At 52.6% G+C, this 16,941-nt stretch carries 16 protein-coding genes; 13 read left to right on the top strand and 3 right to left on the bottom strand.

Annotated elements, in window-relative coordinates:
• Positions 1–3 precede the first annotated feature (3 nt).
• From mobA to CUZ56_RS02115, 4 genes are all read left to right on the top strand, one after another.
• Positions 4–660, top strand: coding sequence for a molybdenum cofactor guanylyltransferase MobA (gene mobA / locus CUZ56_RS02130; protein ID WP_126977768.1), 657 nt, complete (start codon positions 4–6; stop codon positions 658–660).
• Complete coding sequence (apbC, locus tag CUZ56_RS02125; RefSeq protein WP_126977766.1) at positions 657–1,745, top strand: iron-sulfur cluster carrier protein ApbC; 1,089 nt, start codon at positions 657–659, stop codon at positions 1,743–1,745. The genes mobA and apbC overlap by 4 nt, the downstream gene beginning before the upstream one ends.
• A gap of 33 nt (positions 1,746–1,778) precedes the next feature.
• A complete protein-coding gene (rsxB, locus tag CUZ56_RS02120; protein ID WP_239441964.1) occupies positions 1,779–2,477 on the top strand; it encodes an electron transport complex subunit RsxB in 699 nt (232 codons plus the stop codon).
• 100 nt (positions 2,478–2,577) lie between these two features.
• Positions 2,578–4,956 carry a heavy metal translocating P-type ATPase gene (locus CUZ56_RS02115; RefSeq protein WP_126977764.1) on the top strand — a complete coding sequence of 793 codons (2,379 nt, stop codon included), beginning with the start codon at positions 2,578–2,580 and terminating at the stop codon, positions 4,954–4,956.
• Positions 4,957–5,023: 67 nt separating this feature from the next.
• Here CUZ56_RS02115 and CUZ56_RS02110 read toward each other — a convergent pair whose 3' ends face one another.
• A complete protein-coding gene (locus tag CUZ56_RS02110; RefSeq protein WP_126977762.1) occupies positions 5,024–5,401 on the bottom strand; it encodes a hypothetical protein in 378 nt (125 codons plus the stop codon).
• Here CUZ56_RS02110 and CUZ56_RS02105 point away from each other — a divergent pair.
• The 6 genes from CUZ56_RS02105 to CUZ56_RS02080 all read left to right on the top strand — a co-directional run bounded on the left by CUZ56_RS02105 (position 5,400) and on the right by CUZ56_RS02080 (position 10,724).
• On the top strand, positions 5,400–5,633 hold the full coding sequence (locus tag CUZ56_RS02105; protein WP_126977760.1) for a hypothetical protein: 234 nt from the start codon (positions 5,400–5,402) through the stop codon (positions 5,631–5,633). The genes CUZ56_RS02110 and CUZ56_RS02105 overlap by 2 nt on opposite strands.
• 285 nt (positions 5,634–5,918) lie before the next feature.
• Complete coding sequence (locus CUZ56_RS02100; protein ID WP_126977758.1) at positions 5,919–6,890, top strand: ABC transporter permease; 972 nt, start codon at positions 5,919–5,921, stop codon at positions 6,888–6,890.
• A gap of 16 nt (positions 6,891–6,906) precedes the next feature.
• Entirely contained in the window at positions 6,907–7,755 is an 849-nt protein-coding gene (locus CUZ56_RS02095) for an ABC transporter permease (RefSeq protein ID WP_126977756.1), read from the top strand.
• A gap of 155 nt (positions 7,756–7,910) precedes the next feature.
• Entirely contained in the window at positions 7,911–8,906 is a 996-nt protein-coding gene (locus tag CUZ56_RS02090) for an ABC transporter substrate-binding protein (RefSeq protein WP_239441963.1), read from the top strand.
• A 126-nt stretch (positions 8,907–9,032) separates the two neighbouring features.
• A complete protein-coding gene (locus tag CUZ56_RS02085) occupies positions 9,033–9,929 on the top strand; it encodes an ABC transporter permease (RefSeq protein ID WP_126977754.1) in 897 nt (298 codons plus the stop codon).
• The gene (locus tag CUZ56_RS02080) at positions 9,930–10,724 is read left to right on the top strand and encodes an ABC transporter ATP-binding protein (protein WP_126977752.1); all 795 of its coding nucleotides are present in this window, start codon (positions 9,930–9,932) and stop codon (positions 10,722–10,724) included.
• 48 nt (positions 10,725–10,772) lie between these two features.
• Here CUZ56_RS02080 and CUZ56_RS02075 read toward each other — a convergent pair whose 3' ends face one another.
• Both CUZ56_RS02075 and CUZ56_RS02070 read right to left on the bottom strand, forming a co-directional pair.
• Positions 10,773–11,279 (bottom strand): GNAT family N-acetyltransferase, encoded by a 507-nt coding sequence (locus CUZ56_RS02075; protein ID WP_126977750.1) that lies wholly within the window; start codon positions 11,277–11,279, stop codon positions 10,773–10,775.
• A gap of 17 nt (positions 11,280–11,296) precedes the next feature.
• On the bottom strand, positions 11,297–12,181 hold the full coding sequence (locus CUZ56_RS02070) for a LysR family transcriptional regulator (RefSeq protein WP_126977748.1): 885 nt from the start codon (positions 12,179–12,181) through the stop codon (positions 11,297–11,299).
• Positions 12,182–12,329: 148 nt separating this feature from the next.
• Here CUZ56_RS02070 and CUZ56_RS02065 point away from each other — a divergent pair, with 148 nt between their 5' ends.
• The 3 genes from CUZ56_RS02065 to CUZ56_RS02055 all read left to right on the top strand — a co-directional run bounded on the left by CUZ56_RS02065 (position 12,330) and on the right by CUZ56_RS02055 (position 16,938).
• Positions 12,330–13,361, top strand: a complete 1,032-nt coding sequence (locus CUZ56_RS02065) for a YeiH family protein (protein WP_239441962.1) — start codon at positions 12,330–12,332, stop codon at positions 13,359–13,361.
• A 420-nt stretch (positions 13,362–13,781) separates the two neighbouring features.
• Positions 13,782–16,214, top strand: coding sequence for an autotransporter outer membrane beta-barrel domain-containing protein (locus CUZ56_RS02060; RefSeq protein ID WP_126977746.1), 2,433 nt, complete (start codon positions 13,782–13,784; stop codon positions 16,212–16,214).
• Positions 16,215–16,533: 319 nt separating this feature from the next.
• Positions 16,534–16,938, top strand: a complete 405-nt coding sequence (locus tag CUZ56_RS02055) for a hypothetical protein (protein WP_126977744.1) — start codon at positions 16,534–16,536, stop codon at positions 16,936–16,938.
• Positions 16,939–16,941: the final 3 nt, after the last annotated feature.

Here is a 16,941-nt window from a genome sequence, read left to right as displayed (position 1 = left end):
CAGATGGCGGCAGGTCGTGATGAACTGATTACCGGAATGGTTCTGGCTGGGGGCGCCAGCCAGCGCATGCAGCGCGTTGTTTCTGACAAAGGCTTGCTGCCATGGCAGGGAAAACCCATGGTTCACTATGTGCTTGAAAGGCTGCGGCCCCAGGTTGATCAAGTTGTGATTAATGCCAATCGCCATATTGCCGAGTATCAAAAGCTCGGAGTTCCGGTCTGGACAGACGAGCGCGACGCTGACTGGGAGGATTTTCCCGGCCCCCTGGCCGGTATGCTGACTGGCCTGCGCCAGTGTACGACCCCATGGCTGGTCACCGCACCATGTGACGCACCCTTATTGCATCCTCAACTGGTACGCCGGCTGTATGAAGGCGCTTTGCACAACAATGCCCGGATCGCTTTTGCCTGCACGACTTCTGATAGCCAGCCTGATCAATGCAAAGACCATCCGGTGTTTGCGTTATTGCACCGCTCGCTTGAAAGCCAGTTGTATCATTACTTGCAGGCGGGTGAACGCAAAGTTCAGCACTGGATGATGCAACAGGCTTATACTCGCGTTTGCTTTGATGATGACAAGCTGGCATTCATGGTCAATATCAATACAAAAGCCGGTTTTGCCGATTTCTGCGAACTAACCCATACAATGTATCCGTTATGAACATCACTACAGAAGATATCCTCACAACACTGCAAACCGTCATCGACCCCAATACAGGCGCAGATTACATCAGTCAGAAAAGCGTGCAGAACCTCCAGGTTGAAGGCTCGCGTGTCAGCCTGGATGTGTTACTGGGCTACCCTGCTGCATCGCAACATGAGCTGATTCAAAAACAGATTGAAGATGCGCTGAAGAAATCCTGCCCCGATATTCGGGAGGTGGTGTGTCATGTGCGCTCGCAGATCATTGCGCACCAGGTGCAAAAGGGATTGGAACTGTTGCCTCAGGTGAAAAATATCATCGCTGTTGCCTCCGGCAAAGGCGGTGTCGGTAAAAGTACAACCGCAGCCAACCTGGCATTGGCATTGCATGCTGAGGGAGCCAATGTAGGTATTCTGGACGCTGATATCTATGGCCCCAGCCAGGCCATGATGATGGGTGTTGATGGTAGACCGGAAAGCAACGACGGCAAAACCATGGAGCCGCTGGAAAACCATGGCGTGCAGGTGATGTCCATCGGCCTGCTGGTGGATGCTGATAACGCCCTGATCTGGCGTGGCCCCATGGCAACCCAGGCGCTACAGCAGATGCTGGTGCAGACCAACTGGAAGGCGCTGGATTACCTGATTGTCGATATGCCGCCCGGCACCGGAGACATTGCGTTGACGCTGGCGCAGAAAGTGCCGATTACAGGCGCTGTGATTGTGACAACCCCGCAGGATATTGCCCTGCTTGATGCACAAAGAGGCTTCAAGATGTTTGAGCAGGTGGGCATTGCTGTGCTGGGCATCATTGAAAACATGGCGGTGCATATCTGTTCCAACTGTGGCCATGCTGAGCACATTTTTGGTGAAGGTGGAGCTCAGAGAATGTCGCAGAAGTATGACATCCCTTACCTGGGTGGGCTGCCTTTGACCCTTGCGATTCGTGAGCAGGCCGATGCAGGCACGCCTACCGTGGTACATGCTCCTCAATCCCCGGAGGCAAAGGCATATCGGGCGATTGCGCTAAAAATTGCGGCAGAAATTGCCTTGCGTCCGCGTGACTATTCGGCCATTATGCCCAAAGTCAAAGTGACTTCTTGACGGGTGATGATCCAAGTGACTGGTTCACAGGAAATGCCATCTGCATACGCCAAAATGACGCCCATGCAGCGACAGAAGCAAGTTGAGCTGATTGATGCCCAGTTGCCGCAGACACAATGCACGCGCTGTGGCTATCCGGATTGCCGCCATTATGCGCAGGCAATTGCAGAAGGCCGCACCGGCATTAACCGCTGCCCGCCGGGTGGAGCTCAAGGCATTGCCCGCCTGGCTGAAGTCACGCAACAAACCGTACAAAAGCTCGATCCTGATGCAGGCACAGAAGGCCCTCGCCTGCTGGCAGTCATTGATGAAAACTGGTGCATCGGGTGCACCAAATGCATTCAGGCCTGCCCGGTAGACTGCATCATGGGCGCATCCAAACAGATGCATACTGTGATAGAAGATCTGTGCACGGGGTGCGAGCTGTGTCTGCCGGCCTGCCCAGTGGATTGTATTGAACTGGTGCCCTCTTCCTGCGATAACCCGACTCCGACAGGCTGGGCAGCATGGTCAAAAAGACAGGCTGATACGGCACGTGAACGTTATGTGTTTCGCCAGTTCCGCCTGGAGCGCCGGCAGCGTGAAAACCAGGCCAGATTGCTGGCCGAAGCGCAAAGAAAACTGGCGAATCTGGAGCAGGTTTCAAAGCTGTCTGACCCGCATACGCTGGAACGCAAACGCGAGCTGATCAGCCAGGTACTGGCTAAAGCCAAAGCACGGCAGGCCAAATAGTCCCAGCAACTGAAACCTTTTCATCCTCGTGTTGTGGCCTTGTTGCATTTTCGACCCTGGGGCTTGACCTTATAGTGACTATAAGGTGTGTAATAACAGCATGAATACAGAAAAAACAACTTTAACTCACGATTCAACAGCATCTGATACCTGCTGTTGCAGTTGCAATGCTGACAAGCATGAGCATGTTGAAGTGTCGGTAGAAGATCATGCGCATGCGGATAAAGATCAGCAGCATGTGCACCACCACCATGATCACAGCTCCCCTTGCTGCAATGCTGCCGGACCGGTGCCGGAAACCCGCAGCCGTCTGCGTCAGCAGCCTGTTCCGGATGGCAGCCAGATTTCGCAGTGGCGTATTGACGCCATGGATTGCCCTACAGAAGAAACACTGATTCGCAAGCAGCTTGCATCCATGGACAATATCAGCGCGCTGGAATTCAACCTGATGCAGCGCACGCTCAGTGCCATTCATTTCAAAGGGACGGAAGGTACGATCGAGGCGGCTATTGCATCTTTGGGTATGCAGGCTGTGCCCGTTAAGGAAGGGGCCCCTGCTCCTGAACTCACGGCTTCTCCCAAGCAGCAGTACCGGGCGCTTGGCCTGGCTGCTGGCGGCTTGGCACTGGCTTTGGGTGCTGAGATCACCCATTGGCTTGAATGGCCTTCGATGGTCTCCGCTGCATTGGCGATCATTGCCATTTTGATGTGCGGTCTGGGCACATACCGCAAAGGCTTGATTGCGCTCAGGCATGGTGAACTCAATATCAATGCGCTGATGAGCATTGCAGTCACAGGTGCCGCAGTCATTGGCCAATGGCCTGAAGCAGCCATGGTGATGGCGCTTTTCACCATTTCAGAGCTGATTGAAGCCCGTTCGCTGGACCGGGCACGGCTGGCTATTCGCAGCCTGCTGCAACTGGCACCCGATACCACCACGGTACTGCAGGCCGACGGCAGTTGGAAAGAACTTACGCCTGATGCGCTCAGCATTGGCGATGTTGTCCGGGTTCGTCCTGGGCAGCGCATTGCATTGGATGGCGTCATCACGCAGGGCCAAACCAGCATCAATCAATCTGCCGTAACCGGGGAAAGTCTTCCGGTTGATAAAAAAGCTGGTGACATTGTTTTTGCCGGTACCCTGAATGAATCCGGGGAGTTTCAGTTCAAGGTGACAGCCACCTCACAGAACAGCACACTGGCCCGCATTATCCACGCTGTGGAAGAAGCCCAGTCGGAACGTGCGCCAACCCAGAGGTTTGTTGACCAGTTTGCCCGCTACTATACGCCGGCTGTGGTGCTGATTGCGGTTGCGGTTGCCATTATCCCGCCTTTGTTGTTTGCCCAACCCTGGCTTGTCTGGATATATAAGGCGCTGGTTCTGCTGGTCATTGCCTGCCCTTGTGCATTGGTGATCTCTACCCCTGTCACCATTGTCAGCGCGCTGACGGCGGCATCAAAACGCGGGCTGCTGGTCAAAGGCGGTGTCTATATGGAAAATGGCCGCCGGCTGCGCTGGTTGGCACTGGATAAAACCGGAACCATTACGCATGGCAAACCGGTGCAGACAGAAATGGCTGTTTTGCCTGCAGCCCAAGCCGAACCTGCACAGACCCGACAGATTGCAGCCAGCCTGGCAGGCCGGTCAGATCATCCGGTGTCCCTGGCAATTGCCAAGGCGGCACAGGCTGATAACATTGATTTTCTGCCGGTAGAGCAATTTACGGCACTGGCCGGTCAGGGAACCCGCGGTGTCATATATGGTGTTCAGTACTATTTAGGTAACCTGCGTTTGATCGAATCGTTGAATCTGTTGGCTCCTGAAATTGCACAACATATCAATACATTGGAGCAAAAAGGACAAACAGTGGTTGCCCTGGCAACTGACCAGGCGGTGCTGGCTTTGTTTGCTGTGGCAGACAGCATCAAGCCGACCAGCCAGCAAGCCATTGCCGAGCTGCATCAGCTCGGGGTGCAGACCCTGATGCTCAGCGGTGATAACCAGCACAGCGCACAGGCGATTGCGTTGCAGGCCGGTATTGATGAAGCGCGCGGAAATCAGCTGCCCGAAGATAAACGCCAGGCCATCGAAGAAAAGCTTGCGCAGGTGAAAACCCGTGGCGATCAGAAAAACATGGTTGGCATGGTGGGAGACGGCATCAATGATGCCCCTGCCCTGGCGCGTGCGGATATCGGTTTTGCCATGGGGGCCGCCGGTACCGACACCGCCATGGAAACAGCCGACGTTGCCATCATGGATGATGACCTGCGCAAGATTCCTTTGTTCATCAGGCTATCCAAGCGTACGCACCGGATTTTGCTGCAGAATATCACGCTGGCGCTGGGCATCAAACTGGTATTTTTGCTGCTCACTGTTGCAGGCTACGGTACCATGTGGATGGCAGTGTTTGCCGATGTCGGAGCCAGCCTGCTGGTGGTGCTTAATGGCTTGCGCATGCTGCGCTCTTTGCGCGATTAAAAAATAAAAAAACCTCCGGAACGATTCCGGAGGTTTCAACAGATCGAAAAGAAATTCTCAGGCCGGGTTATTTCACCGAGCAGATGCTGAACTCACAGCGCACAGCCAGTTGGTTGCCGTTGGAGCAGTCAACGTTGTATTCTTCAATCCCGGGGCCTTTGGACTCCACCAGTGCAAGCGGTTTTTCATTGCAGGCCAAAACTTCGGGCATGCGTTCAATCTGGTAGGAGTATTGCCCTGGTTTGCCTATGCCCTGAGGATTATAGGCTTCAACTTTAGGAGGGGTCAGTACAAGATTCACCTGCCCTGAAGATTCTGGTTTGCATTCAATTTCCATCAGGTAAAGCGGCGGCAAAGGACGGTTGGGTAACTCATTATGGACATAGTATCCATGAGGGCATAAGTCGTCGGCACTGTTGAAAGCCCAGGTTTCATGTGATGCCATGATGGACCATACCTTTTCACCACTGTCTTCGCTGGGACGCCCGCCTCCAACAATTGCGCACCCAGAGCATAAAACTGCCAAGCTCATGGCAGCAACAGCCAGTTTCTTCATATTTCCCCCTCTTGCTATTTCACAAATTTTTCTAAAAATACCACAAGCCCATACTTCCCGCAATAATAAAAATCATCCGTCTAACTGGGTCAGACAAGTATTTTTGCGCAGCACAAACTAGATTTATTCATTATCCCACCTTTTTTTCAATCAAACGCCCAGAATCCCTCCCATTGTGAAAAGAGTCTCTTTCTGTATGGCGGCAGCGTCTTTTTAGTACAACAAACACCGATTCTCTTGTGCAAAACCAGGTGCGACTGATATTTAACCGGTATGAAACAGATAGCTGGCCGCTCAGGCTTCAACCAGCTTTTAAGTTGATGAGCCGCCTGCACGGATCACGCTGCTGCGTATAATCCATTCATCCAGGCCCATTCGGGTGGTCACGTGGTTGTCTTGCGCACTTATGGCGGTTTATCTGTTCAAACGCATATTTTCATTTCTGCTGATGCTGCTGGCAGCCTCGGCGGTTATTTTTATGGCGCTGGAAGTATTGCCCGGCAATGCAGCGCAGACTCTCAGCGGGCCGGATGCTGATCCTCAGGTGGTGGCAGCACTCGCACGGCAACTGGGCCTGGACCAGCCCGCATGGATACGTTATTTCCACTGGCTGAGTGGATTGCTGCAAGGCGAACTGGGGCTGAGTTATGTTTATGGTTCTCCGGTGGCTGAACTGATTGGAGAACGCCTGCAGGTGACACTGCCACTGGCGTTGATGGCAATGCTGCTGACCATATTGATCGCATTGCCGTTGGGTGTGTACGCTGCATCACGCCATGGACGTACCGGTGACCATGTGGTCACCATTCTGGCCGAAACCGGCATGGCCATCCCGAGCCTCTGGCTGGCGATACTGCTGGTATTGCTGTTTGCTGTTAAATTGCAGTGGTTTGCTTCAGGCGGTTTTCCCGGCTGGAGTGTTCAGGAAGGCGGCGGCGTGGCGGCTGCACTGCATGCCCTGCTGTTGCCTGCGGTGGCTTTGGCGTTGGTGCAGGCGGCGATCCTGACACGTTTTACCCGATCATCGATGCTGGAGGTTATGCGGGAAGATTACGTCCGCACCGTACGGGCAAAAGGCGCCAGTTCCCGTATGACGCTGTGGCGGCACGTGCTGCGCAATGCATCCATCCCGATACTGACCATTGCGGGGCTCCAGTTTGCCAATCTGCTGGCCGGGGCGATTGTGACTGAGAATGTGTTTTCACTGCCCGGCCTTGGGCGTCTGATATTTCAATCCATCGGCAATCGGGATCTGATTGTGATCCGCAACGCATTGCTGCTGCTGGTGATGATGGTGATGGTGGTCAACCTGGTGGTGGACCTGTTCTGTGCCGCCATTGACCCACGTCTGCAAAAGAGCACGGGGGACGCGGTGTGAAAAAAGGCCTGTGCGCATGAATACCCTTTCTATCCGCAAACGCCGCTCAGGCCCGAGCGCCAAACTGTGGTTTGGCGGCGCACTGACACTCTGCATTGTGCTGGCCGCCCTTATTTACACGGTATGGCAGCCCTGGCCGGTTGATGCGTTTAACCTGTCTATCAAATTGCAGGGGCCTTCTGCCCAGCACTGGCTGGGTACCGATGCGTATGGTCGCGATGTGGCCTCACTTCTGATGGGGGGCGCCCGCAATGCGCTGTGGGTGGGGCTGGTTGCCGTCAGCATTGGCCTGGCTGCAGGGCTGCTGTTAGGCATGCTTGCCGCCTTTAACCGTGGCAAATCGGATGAAATGATCATGCGCACAATGGATTTTGCTTTTGCATTTCCAGCCATTTTGCTTGCCATTATGCTGATTGCGCTGTTTGGCCCAGGCATCACCAATGCAATCATTGCCATTGGCATTGCCAATATCCCGGTATTCACCCGCCTGACGCGCAATGCCGTGCGAAGCCTGCTGCCGCGCAATTTCATCACAGCCGCCCGTGCACTGGGGCGCTCCAACTGGGGCATTGTGAAGTCTCATATCCTGCCCAACCTGTTGCCGCTGATCATTGTGCAGGCGTCGGTACAGTTTTCAATGGCCATTCTGGCTGAAGCCGCCCTTTCCTACCTTGGTTTAGGAACACAACCGCCCGCGCCTTCCTGGGGACGCATGCTCAGTGAAGCACAAACGCTGCTGTTTGAAGCGCCGATGCTGGCTGTGATTCCGGGTGTGACCATTGCATTGACCGTGCTGGGCTTTAACCAGCTAGGCGACGGCCTGCGTGATTGGCTGGACCCGCGTCTTAAAGACAGCCGTTTTTAATGCCCAAACCGAAAACAGGCTGAGAAAACATGTTTTTGTATATTTAGGCCGACCCATTTACAATAACATGTTCTCATTTTTAACCCCTTGCAAAATAACAGAATAATCCCCCGTTGCAAGGAAATGAACTTTCAATACAGATAACAGGATGATTTATGGCCTTACATATGATCGGAAATTCATTGGGTACACTCAAAAAATGCTTTTTGCTCGCCGGGCTGGGTGCACTGGTGGCGCTGGGTACGCCTGCTGTGGCACAGCAGAGATCTGTTGCAGTCACTTCGGTAATTGAGCATCCGGCACTGGATGCAGTGCGTGACGGCGTGAAAGAAGCGCTGGAGGCTGCCGGCTATACCGATGGCAAAAACCTGCGCTGGCAATATCAGACCGCACAGGGCAATGTGGGAACCGCCGCTCAGATCGCCCGTAAATTCGTGGGCGATAAGCCGGATGTGATCGTGGCCATTTCAACCCCGTCAGCCCAGACCATGCTGTCCACCACAAAAGACATTCCCATCGTATTTTCTGCCATCACAGATCCGATTGGCGCCAAACTGGTTGCGAACTGGGAGCCTTCAGGTACCAATATGACCGGTGTGTCCAATATGCTGGAAGTCAACCGCCAGGTTGACCTGATCCTGCAGATTGCACCTGACGCCAAACGTGTAGGCGTGGTATACAACCCGGCTGAAGCCAATTCCGTTTACTATGTTCGCCAGTTGCAGGAGTTACTGCCCAGCCGGGGCATGACGCTGGTGACGGCGGCCGCACCTCGCACTGTGGATGTGGGTGCCGCCGGCCGCAGCCTGGTAGGCAAAATTGACGTGTTTTACAGCGTTTCAGACAACAATGTGGTTGCATCCTTTGAAACGCTGGCCAAAGTTGCTGAAAACGCCAAAATCCCGCTCATCGCGAGCGACCCTAACTGTGTGGAGCGTGGTGCTGCTGCTTCACTGGGGGTAGACTATAAAGAGCTGGGCATACAAACCGGCAAAATGGTTTTGCGCATTCTCAACGGTGAAAAACCGGGGGATATCAAACCGGAAATCGGCCAAAACCTGGAGTTGGTCCTTAACCTGAAAGCCGCCCAGGGCCAGGGGGTCACCTTCTCTCAGGAATTGCTTGACCAGGCCAACCGTATCATTCAGTAAGCCATATGGTTTACTCAGTATGGCTGAAACCAATACAATAATTCGTTTTACATAAAGAAATTCCTGCAGGCACGCTTTTAAAATAGCGTGCCTGAAACACACTTAACGTATCAATCTGTCTGCCCGATGTCCTTATTTTCATTTCTTGGCGCTATTGAAATCGGTTTGATCTATAGCCTGGTAGCTTTGGCGGTACTGATTTCATTTCGTTTGCTGCGTTTTCCTGATCTGACAGTTGACGGCAGTTTCACCCTAGGCGGTGCAGTATGCGCCATCATGATCGTGCATGGGCACAATCCCTTTGTGGCGACCGCAGCGGGTACGGCCGCAGGCTTTGTGGCGGGGCTGGTCACGGCGTTTCTAAGCGTTAAGCTGCGCATCATGGACTTGCTGGCCAGTATTCTGGTCATGACCGCGCTGTATTCGATCAACCTGCGCGTTATGGGCGCCGCCAACGTTCCGTTGATCAATGATCCCACGGTATTCACAACCTTACAGCCCGGGGAACTGCTGCAGGACTATGAGGCGCGTCCGCTGATCATGCTGCTGATGGTGATCATCGCCAAGATTCTGCTGGACTGGTTTTTTTCCACCGAAATGGGCCTTTCTATCCGTGCAACTGGTACCAACGCCCGGATGGCGCGTGCACAAGGTGTTCCTACAGGCCGCATGATGCTGCTCGGGCTGGCTATTTCCAATGCACTGGTTGGATTGGCTGGCGCATTGTTTGCCCAATCCAATGGCGGTGCCGATGCATCCATGGGGATTGGCACCATTGTGATCGGGCTGGCCGCTGTCATCGTCGGCGAGCGCATTATCCCTGCCCGTCGCCTGATCTGGACCACGCTGGCAGTGATTCTTGGCGCTGTGGTTTACCGGCTTTTCATCGCGTTGGCACTGAATGCAGAGTTCATTGGCCTGCAAGCGCAGGATTTGAACCTGATTACCGCGGTTCTGGTGACATTTGCCCTGATTATTCCGATGCTGAAACAACGTTTAATGCCCCGTAAAGGAGGTCAATAAATGCTCAGCGCACAAGATATTGTTCTGACGTTCAACCACGGCACGCCGATTGAAACCCGTGCCCTGCGCGGCATGTCGCTGGATATTCCAGCAGGCCAGTTTGTGACCGTTATCGGCTCCAATGGTGCAGGCAAATCCACCTTTTTGAACGCTGTTTCCGGTGACCAGGTGATTGATGGCGGGCGCATCATCATTGACGGTGAAGATGTAACCAGCCAGCCAGCTTACAAGCGGGCTTCCAAGATCGCCCGGGTATTTCAGGACCCCATGGCAGGCACCTGCGAAGACCTGACAATTGAAGAAAATATGGCATTGGCCTATCAGCGCGGCACCTCCCGCGGACTCAGGCGTGCTGCCCGTGCCGAGTTGCGCGACCTGTTCCGCGAAAAACTGGCTTCCTTAAAGCTGGGGCTGGAGCGCCGGCTGACAGACCGTATCGGCCTGCTTTCCGGTGGGCAGCGGCAGGCGGTCAGCCTGCTGATGGCGGCGTTGAAGCCTTCGCGTATTCTTTTACTGGATGAGCATACCGCAGCGCTGGATCCCCGCACCGCGCATTTTGTGCTGGACTTGACCCAGCGTATTGTTGAGGAAAACAAGCTGACCACCATGATGGTCACGCACAGCATGCGCCAGGCCCTTGATATTGGTGAACGCACGGTCATGTTGCACCAGGGCAAAGTGGTATTGGATGTTTCTGGCAAAGAGCGTGAACGCATGGATGTGCCGGCGCTGGTCGCCATGTTTACCAAGGTTCGTGGCGAAGAAATATCCGACGATGCGCTGCTTTTAGGTTAAGAACTTACTTTTAAAGTAATTTCTATCTCATTGTTATTAAACAATATATTAAATATGGAATGCCTCATGATGGGTAACCTGCCCGGCAGGGACTTTTCCCGTCAATGAATACGCCATCAGGTTCTCTGCTGGAATTCCCTCAACAGCCAACTGCGGATAAGACTTGAAGCCAAACCGGGTGTAGTAGCCAGGGTCTCCAACCAGGATACACCCGTTTGCGCCCAACTTTTGCAGGCGCTCAAGCCCATGCCTGATCAGCGCCTGCCCTATGCCTTTGCGTTGATATTCAGGCAATACCGCCAAGGGCCCCAGCGTATACCAGCCATCAAACGTTCCATCAAGCAGCGCAGGCGAAAACGCAATATGCCCGACGACATAGCCCTGCTGATCATCCAGCGCCACACAGCTTAAAGTCAAGGCGTTTGCCTCGCGCAAAGCCATTACGATCAGGTATTCATTATTGATGCTGTAGGGATGGTTTTCAAACGCCTTTTGCAAAAGCGCCGAAATGGGTGCAAAGTCCTGCTCCTGTTCATCGCGAATGGTATATGTCATGAATCTTGCTCATTTCTTCAAGGTGAAGTTTCATCCATAGATGAAGCTAAAAATGCCTGCATACCCCGGGTTATTTCCTTATCCTGATGCATCACACAGTAAAGCGTGCGCCGCAATGGCGGTAAAGTTGTATCAAGTACCACAACCTTATTTTGTATGATCAGGTCTTCAATAACGCATCGTGACAGGCAACTGACTCCCAGTCCGGCTGCAACGGTGTGTTTGATGGCTTCTGAATCGCCCAGCTCCATGTCGACGTTAAAGTGCTGAAGATAAGGCCGCAGCATTTGCTCGACGACTTCCCGGGTGCCGCTGCCCTCTTCTCTGAGCAGCCAAGGCAACTGTGCCAATTGCTCCACAGTCAACCGCCGGGTGGCATAAGGCTGTGAACTGGATGCAAATACCACCATGTCGTCATCACGCCAGGGCGCCGTATTCAGCTCGGGGTGATGACAGATGCCCTCAATAAAGCCGAAGTCAACTTCAAAATTGGCAACTGCATTGACGACTGCTTCGGTGTTCCCAACCATCAGATTGAGTTTGGAACCCGTATGCTGGCTGCGGAATGCGGCCAGGCAGGATGGCATCAGGTAGTTTCCTATGGTGGTGCTGGCACCTATGCGTACCGACAACGCGCCAGTAGTAAAGGTTTTCTCCAGCGCCTGAGCCCGGTCAAGCAGTGCCCTCGCCTGGGGTAAAAACAGCCGGCCATGTTCGTTCAGTGTCAGCCGCCTGCCATGGCGGTCAAATAACTGCTGCTGCACAGCCTGCTCCAGCCGGGCCAGTGCCTGACTGGCGGCAGACTGGGTCAGCATGACAGCTTCAGAAGCTTTAAGTACATTTTCGTGCTGTGCAATGGCCTGAAATACTTCCAGTTCACGCAGTGTCAGATGCAAACGCAAACAACGCTCCTTAATGTCATCCCTTTAGGTAGCTTTATATTAATAAAATTACTTAAATATATCAATATTATTAATTTTACTTATTTTATTGTGCGCTGTACAGTAAGCCGGTATTGCAAAATAATTCAAATAATCAATGAAATTCATCATGAAATTGATGCCAGGCGTTTTGCTTGCGGTTGCCTTGGCATATTGTGCCCTGTATGTGTCTCATTCAAGCTGGGTTCAGCCCTGGGGTATTTCGGCCTCGCTGCTGGCAATTGTAGGTGGCATGCTGATTGGAAATACCATCTACCACCGCATGGCACCTGTATGCCATGCAGGCGTGGATTTTTCAAAGCAAAAAATACTGCGCCTGGCAATCATTCTGTTCGGTTTACGTTTGACACTGCAGGATGTTGCTTCCGTTGGCATCACTGCTGTACTCATCGACGCCACCGTTATATGTACCACCTTTGGCCTGACCATCTGGCTTGGGCGTAAATGGTTTGGGCTGGATCGGCACAGTATCATTCTCATTGGCAGTGGTTGCTCAATCTGCGGGGCAGCGGCCGTTATGGCAACAGAATCGCTGATTAAAGCCAGAACAGAAAAAGTGACCATGGCCGTTGCTACCGTTGTTGTTTTTGGCACGCTGGCCATGTTTATCTATCCGTTGCTCTACCCTTTGATCTTAAAGTACTGGGGTGTTTCCGAATTTTCTTTTGGCATATTTACCGGGTCAACCATTCACGAAGTTGCACAGGTGGTGGCTGCGGGCAATGCCATTGGAGAACACGCAGCAGATACCGCGGTGATCAGCAAAATGATCCGTGTGCTGATGCTAGCACCTTTTCTGCTGGCGCTGTCAACCTGGCAACTGCGTGAGCAGAACGGAAATCAGAACGAAAATGACCTCCCCCGCAACGCCCAAATCACCATACCCTGGTTTGCTGTTGGATTTATGTTGATGGCGGTGATCAATTCGTTGCATATTCTGCCTGCCCCGCTGGTTCAATCGGTCATCTATGCAGACGATGTCATGATGACCACGGCCATGGCTGCGCTAGGACTCACCAGCCATGTTTCCGCGTTTCGAAAAGCGGGGATCAAGCCCCTGTTACTGGCTGCCCTGATGTTTGGCTGGCTGGTGATTGGCGGCGGCATGATCAACGCGGGGTTTAACCTGCTGCTGCGCTGACCTTGAGCGTGTGTTGGCACTCACATTTATAACAATTTTCATAGCAGTATTTGCAGTTTGTTTTGCAGGTCGAAGCATCTATGAATCTGCATTTGCTGCCTATTGCTCGCATTTGCAGGGGAAATTGCATCAATCCAACATAAATGCATTTTGCGGTGGATTTTTGAATAACAATAATTATAAAATGGATATTAAAAGCTAAACAGGCCGGCAAAATCGGCAGATAAACAGTACGGCGCATGCAACCTGACACGATGGTGTTGTATCCAGACTCGTACGATGCCTCTATTGAATAACTGCACCGCATTAACAATGCAGCGGGCGGTATCAAGACACTCCATTTCGCATTTTTGCTCTGACACGGTTTCGTGTATCCACGATCCACGGCACTGATCATTGCTACTTTTTTAAGGGCCCCTCATGATCTATAGCACAATACAAAAAAACCAGCGACCACTGGGCGCAGCAGGAAGACATGCTAAAAGCCTGCCACTTTCAGCAATTTCACTGGCTTTGGTCGGATTGATCGGCACCAGTCTGATATTTGAGAATGCGCAGGCAACAACGTTTTACACTGCTGACTCTTCCAACGCGACGACATCCACGGTCGGCCTGTCTTCGGGCAATCTGGGCAGCAGCACCATCTCAAACCCGTCCGGGCTGACATCCGGCTCGTATAACTACAACTACGCAGCCATTATTTTCACATCAACCACCAGTGGGATGTTCACATTCGGGCAGACATTTGCAAACGCCGATACGGTGATGATTCTGTACAGCGGCGTTTATGATCCGTCCAATCCGGGTGCTGGCGGGCTGGTTGGAAACGATGATACAGACCAAGCTAATCATGAAAGTGCCATTGGCTCCCCCACTTCTGTTTCATGCAGTGGCAGCTCAGGCCTTTGCCCGCAGATTTCGTATAGCATCACAGCAGGCATTACCTATACGCTGTTTGTTTCCACTTTCAGCCCGGGATCATCCCTCGTCTTTCCTTTCCAGTTTTATTCCACCGGGGATGTGGTTTTTGGCATCTACAGCGGCCGTACCCCTATTGATCTGATGCAGCCTTATTACCTGTCCAGCGAGCTGGGCGTCACCGTGGACCCAAGCTTTGTCGGCGGGACCTTGAAGATGGACCTGGCTAACGGCATTTACACAGACGATTTTACGCTGGCCAATATCACCACGAGTACCATTGACCAGAACGGCAACCACTCGGTATTTGAGGGTATCCTCTCCGATGCAACCAGCGGCATACCAGGCAGCATTGTCATTGACAATACGGGCACAGGCGGCTCTGTTACATTTAATGCGGTCAACACATATACCGGCACCACCACCATTAACACGGGTGCCACATTGGTGATTGGCGACAGCAACTACCCGACCGCAGCGCTTAGCGGCGGCGGAGACGTGATTGTCAACGCAGGCGGTACTTTAGGCGGGTATGGTTCTATTGCCGGAAACGTGAGCAATACGGGTATTGTGGCACCGGGTTCGGCTGCAAGTGCACTGACAACGGCCGTTCCGTTCGGGCAGCTGACCATTCAGGGCGACTATATTGGCAATAACGGCGTGTTGCGGCTGAACGCCATTCTGGGGGATGACGCCTCTTCCCAGACAGATAAACTGGCGATCAACGGCAATGCATCTGGCACCACTTATGTCGTTATCAACAGCCTGGGTGGTATCGGCGGGCAAACTGTTGAGGGCATCAAAATCATTGATGTGGGCGGCACATCGACCGATAACGCATTTGTGCAAAGCGGACGTATTGTGGCCGGGACTTATGAATACAGCCTGGTGAAAGGCACAACCAGCGGCCTTGACCCGCAAAGCTGGTATCTGACCAGCCAGTACCTTGGGAACAATAACAATATTTATGTGATGCGTCCGGAAGGCGGCTCTTATATCGCCAACCTGTCAGCAGCCAACACAATGTTCAATACACGCCTGCATGACCGTTTGGGCGAAACCCAATATACGGACTTGATCACAGGACAGGATAAAGTGACCAGCATGTGGATCCGTTACGATTACGGGCATAACCGGTTTGAGGATAACAGCGGTCAGACATCGACCAAATCAGACCGCAGCCTGGTGCAGATCGGCGGAGACATTGCGCAATGGAGCAGCAACGGACGCAACCGTTTCCACCTGGGTGTTATGGGCGGCTATGGCCGTACCGACAGTGACACCAATGCGGCTTTGAGCGGGTACAGTTCTTCAGGCAAGGTGGAAGGCTACAGTGTCGGCCTATACGGCACCTGGTATGCCAACCAGGAGGATAAATCAGGCCTGTATATTGACGGCTGGCTGTTATGGAACGATATGAATGCCAAAGTGCATGGCCAGGGGTTGTATGGCGAAAGTTATGACATCAAAGGCGTAACGGCGTCACTCGAAGCCGGGTATGCATTCCAGGTTGGCCAGATGAATGAAAATTATGGCATCTGGATTCAGCCACAGGCCCAGATAACCTGGATGGGAATGGATGCTGACGACCATATCGAATATAACGGCACTTTCGTTAAAAGCAATGACAACAACGTGCAGACCCGTTTGGGTGCCAGGGCCTATCTGAGCAATATCAACAGCAGCCAGGCAACTCGCAGCGTTGTGCAGCCCTACTTTGAACTCAACTGGATACACAACACCAAACGTTTCAATGTCAGCATGGATGGTACCAAAATGCGACAGGATGGCGCCAAAGACGTGGGCGAAGTACGGTTGGGGGTAGAAGCCAATATCAACCAGAACACTTCTTTATGGCTGCATGTCGGGCATCAGATGGGTTCTGATTCGTACCGTGATACAACAGCACAGTTTGGCTTGAAATACAGCTTCTGATATTTTGCAGGCTGTGAAAACCGAGGGGACACAATGTCCCCTTTTTTTCGTCTTTTGGTTTGGTTTGCGAGCGATAAGCTCACGATTAACCACAGGGTTTAACATGTTGCGCTGCATTGGTCATGGGGGTGCATACCTACACGCAAACACATAACCTTATCAGCGGCGGTATTTATCAGGTCATTTTTCAAATTTGACCGAACGTGATGCATCTGTAAAATTCCAATCCGCTGATTCAGAAGAATAGTCTGAACAGCTCTGGCACTCTGCCGGAGAATTATCATAAAACTTAATCCTCACAAGTAACAAGAGAAATACAATGAGTTCTTTAGATATGGCTTTACAAAAAGCAGTGACATCCATCCCGGACTGTGTGGCAGCAGGCTACGTTGATTTGGCATCAGGTATGTTATTGGGCATCAAAACGGTTGATTCGCACCCACGCGAAGTGATCGAGCTGCTGGCAGCGGCTACAGCGGACCTGTTTCAAGGGCAGAATGTGCAACTGATTGAGCAGATTTTCCGCAAGGCACGTGGTGTCAGCGAAGATGGGCGCCACTATTTTCAGGAAATTATCATCAACAGTGATAACCTCCTGCATGTGTTTTTGCGCGGCAAAAAGCAACATCAGGTGGCCTGCTTTGTGTGCAGAAAAGGAGCCAACATGGGTATGGTTCTGACGAAGTCCCGCATGATGATCCCGGAAGTGGAAGCATCCTTATAATTT

Source organism: Saezia sanguinis, from assembly GCF_003991585.1.
In the GTDB taxonomy this organism is placed as follows: domain Bacteria; phylum Pseudomonadota; class Gammaproteobacteria; order Burkholderiales; family Burkholderiaceae_C; genus Saezia; species Saezia sanguinis.
The sequence above is the reverse complement of the archived record's forward strand: the minus strand, read 5'-3'. Positions and strand labels throughout refer to the sequence as shown.

Bases quoted from the DNA above. Each gene is read 5' to 3' on its own strand.
- mobA (WP_126977768.1), top strand. From the start codon at position 4: ATGGCGGCAGGTCGTGATGAACTGATTACCGGAATGGTTCTGGCTGGG.
- apbC (WP_126977766.1), top strand. From the start codon at position 657: ATGAACATCACTACAGAAGATATCCTCACAACACTGCAAACCGTCATC.
- rsxB (WP_239441964.1), top strand. From the start codon at position 1,779: ATGCCATCTGCATACGCCAAAATGACGCCCATGCAGCGACAGAAGCAA.
- CUZ56_RS02115 (WP_126977764.1), top strand. From the start codon at position 2,578: ATGAATACAGAAAAAACAACTTTAACTCACGATTCAACAGCATCTGAT.
- CUZ56_RS02105 (WP_126977760.1), top strand. From the start codon at position 5,400: ATGATGGACCATACCTTTTCACCACTGTCTTCGCTGGGACGCCCGCCT.
- CUZ56_RS02110 (WP_126977762.1), bottom strand. From the start codon at position 5,401: ATGGCATCACATGAAACCTGGGCTTTCAACAGTGCCGACGACTTATGC.
- CUZ56_RS02100 (WP_126977758.1), top strand. From the start codon at position 5,919: ATGGCGGTTTATCTGTTCAAACGCATATTTTCATTTCTGCTGATGCTG.
- CUZ56_RS02095 (WP_126977756.1), top strand. From the start codon at position 6,907: ATGAATACCCTTTCTATCCGCAAACGCCGCTCAGGCCCGAGCGCCAAA.
- CUZ56_RS02090 (WP_239441963.1), top strand. From the start codon at position 7,911: ATGGCCTTACATATGATCGGAAATTCATTGGGTACACTCAAAAAATGC.
- CUZ56_RS02085 (WP_126977754.1), top strand. From the start codon at position 9,033: ATGTCCTTATTTTCATTTCTTGGCGCTATTGAAATCGGTTTGATCTAT.
- CUZ56_RS02080 (WP_126977752.1), top strand. From the start codon at position 9,930: ATGCTCAGCGCACAAGATATTGTTCTGACGTTCAACCACGGCACGCCG.
- CUZ56_RS02075 (WP_126977750.1), bottom strand. From the start codon at position 11,279: ATGACATATACCATTCGCGATGAACAGGAGCAGGACTTTGCACCCATT.
- CUZ56_RS02065 (WP_239441962.1), top strand. From the start codon at position 12,330: ATGAAATTGATGCCAGGCGTTTTGCTTGCGGTTGCCTTGGCATATTGT.
- CUZ56_RS02060 (WP_126977746.1), top strand. From the start codon at position 13,782: ATGATCTATAGCACAATACAAAAAAACCAGCGACCACTGGGCGCAGCA.
- CUZ56_RS02055 (WP_126977744.1), top strand. From the start codon at position 16,534: ATGAGTTCTTTAGATATGGCTTTACAAAAAGCAGTGACATCCATCCCG.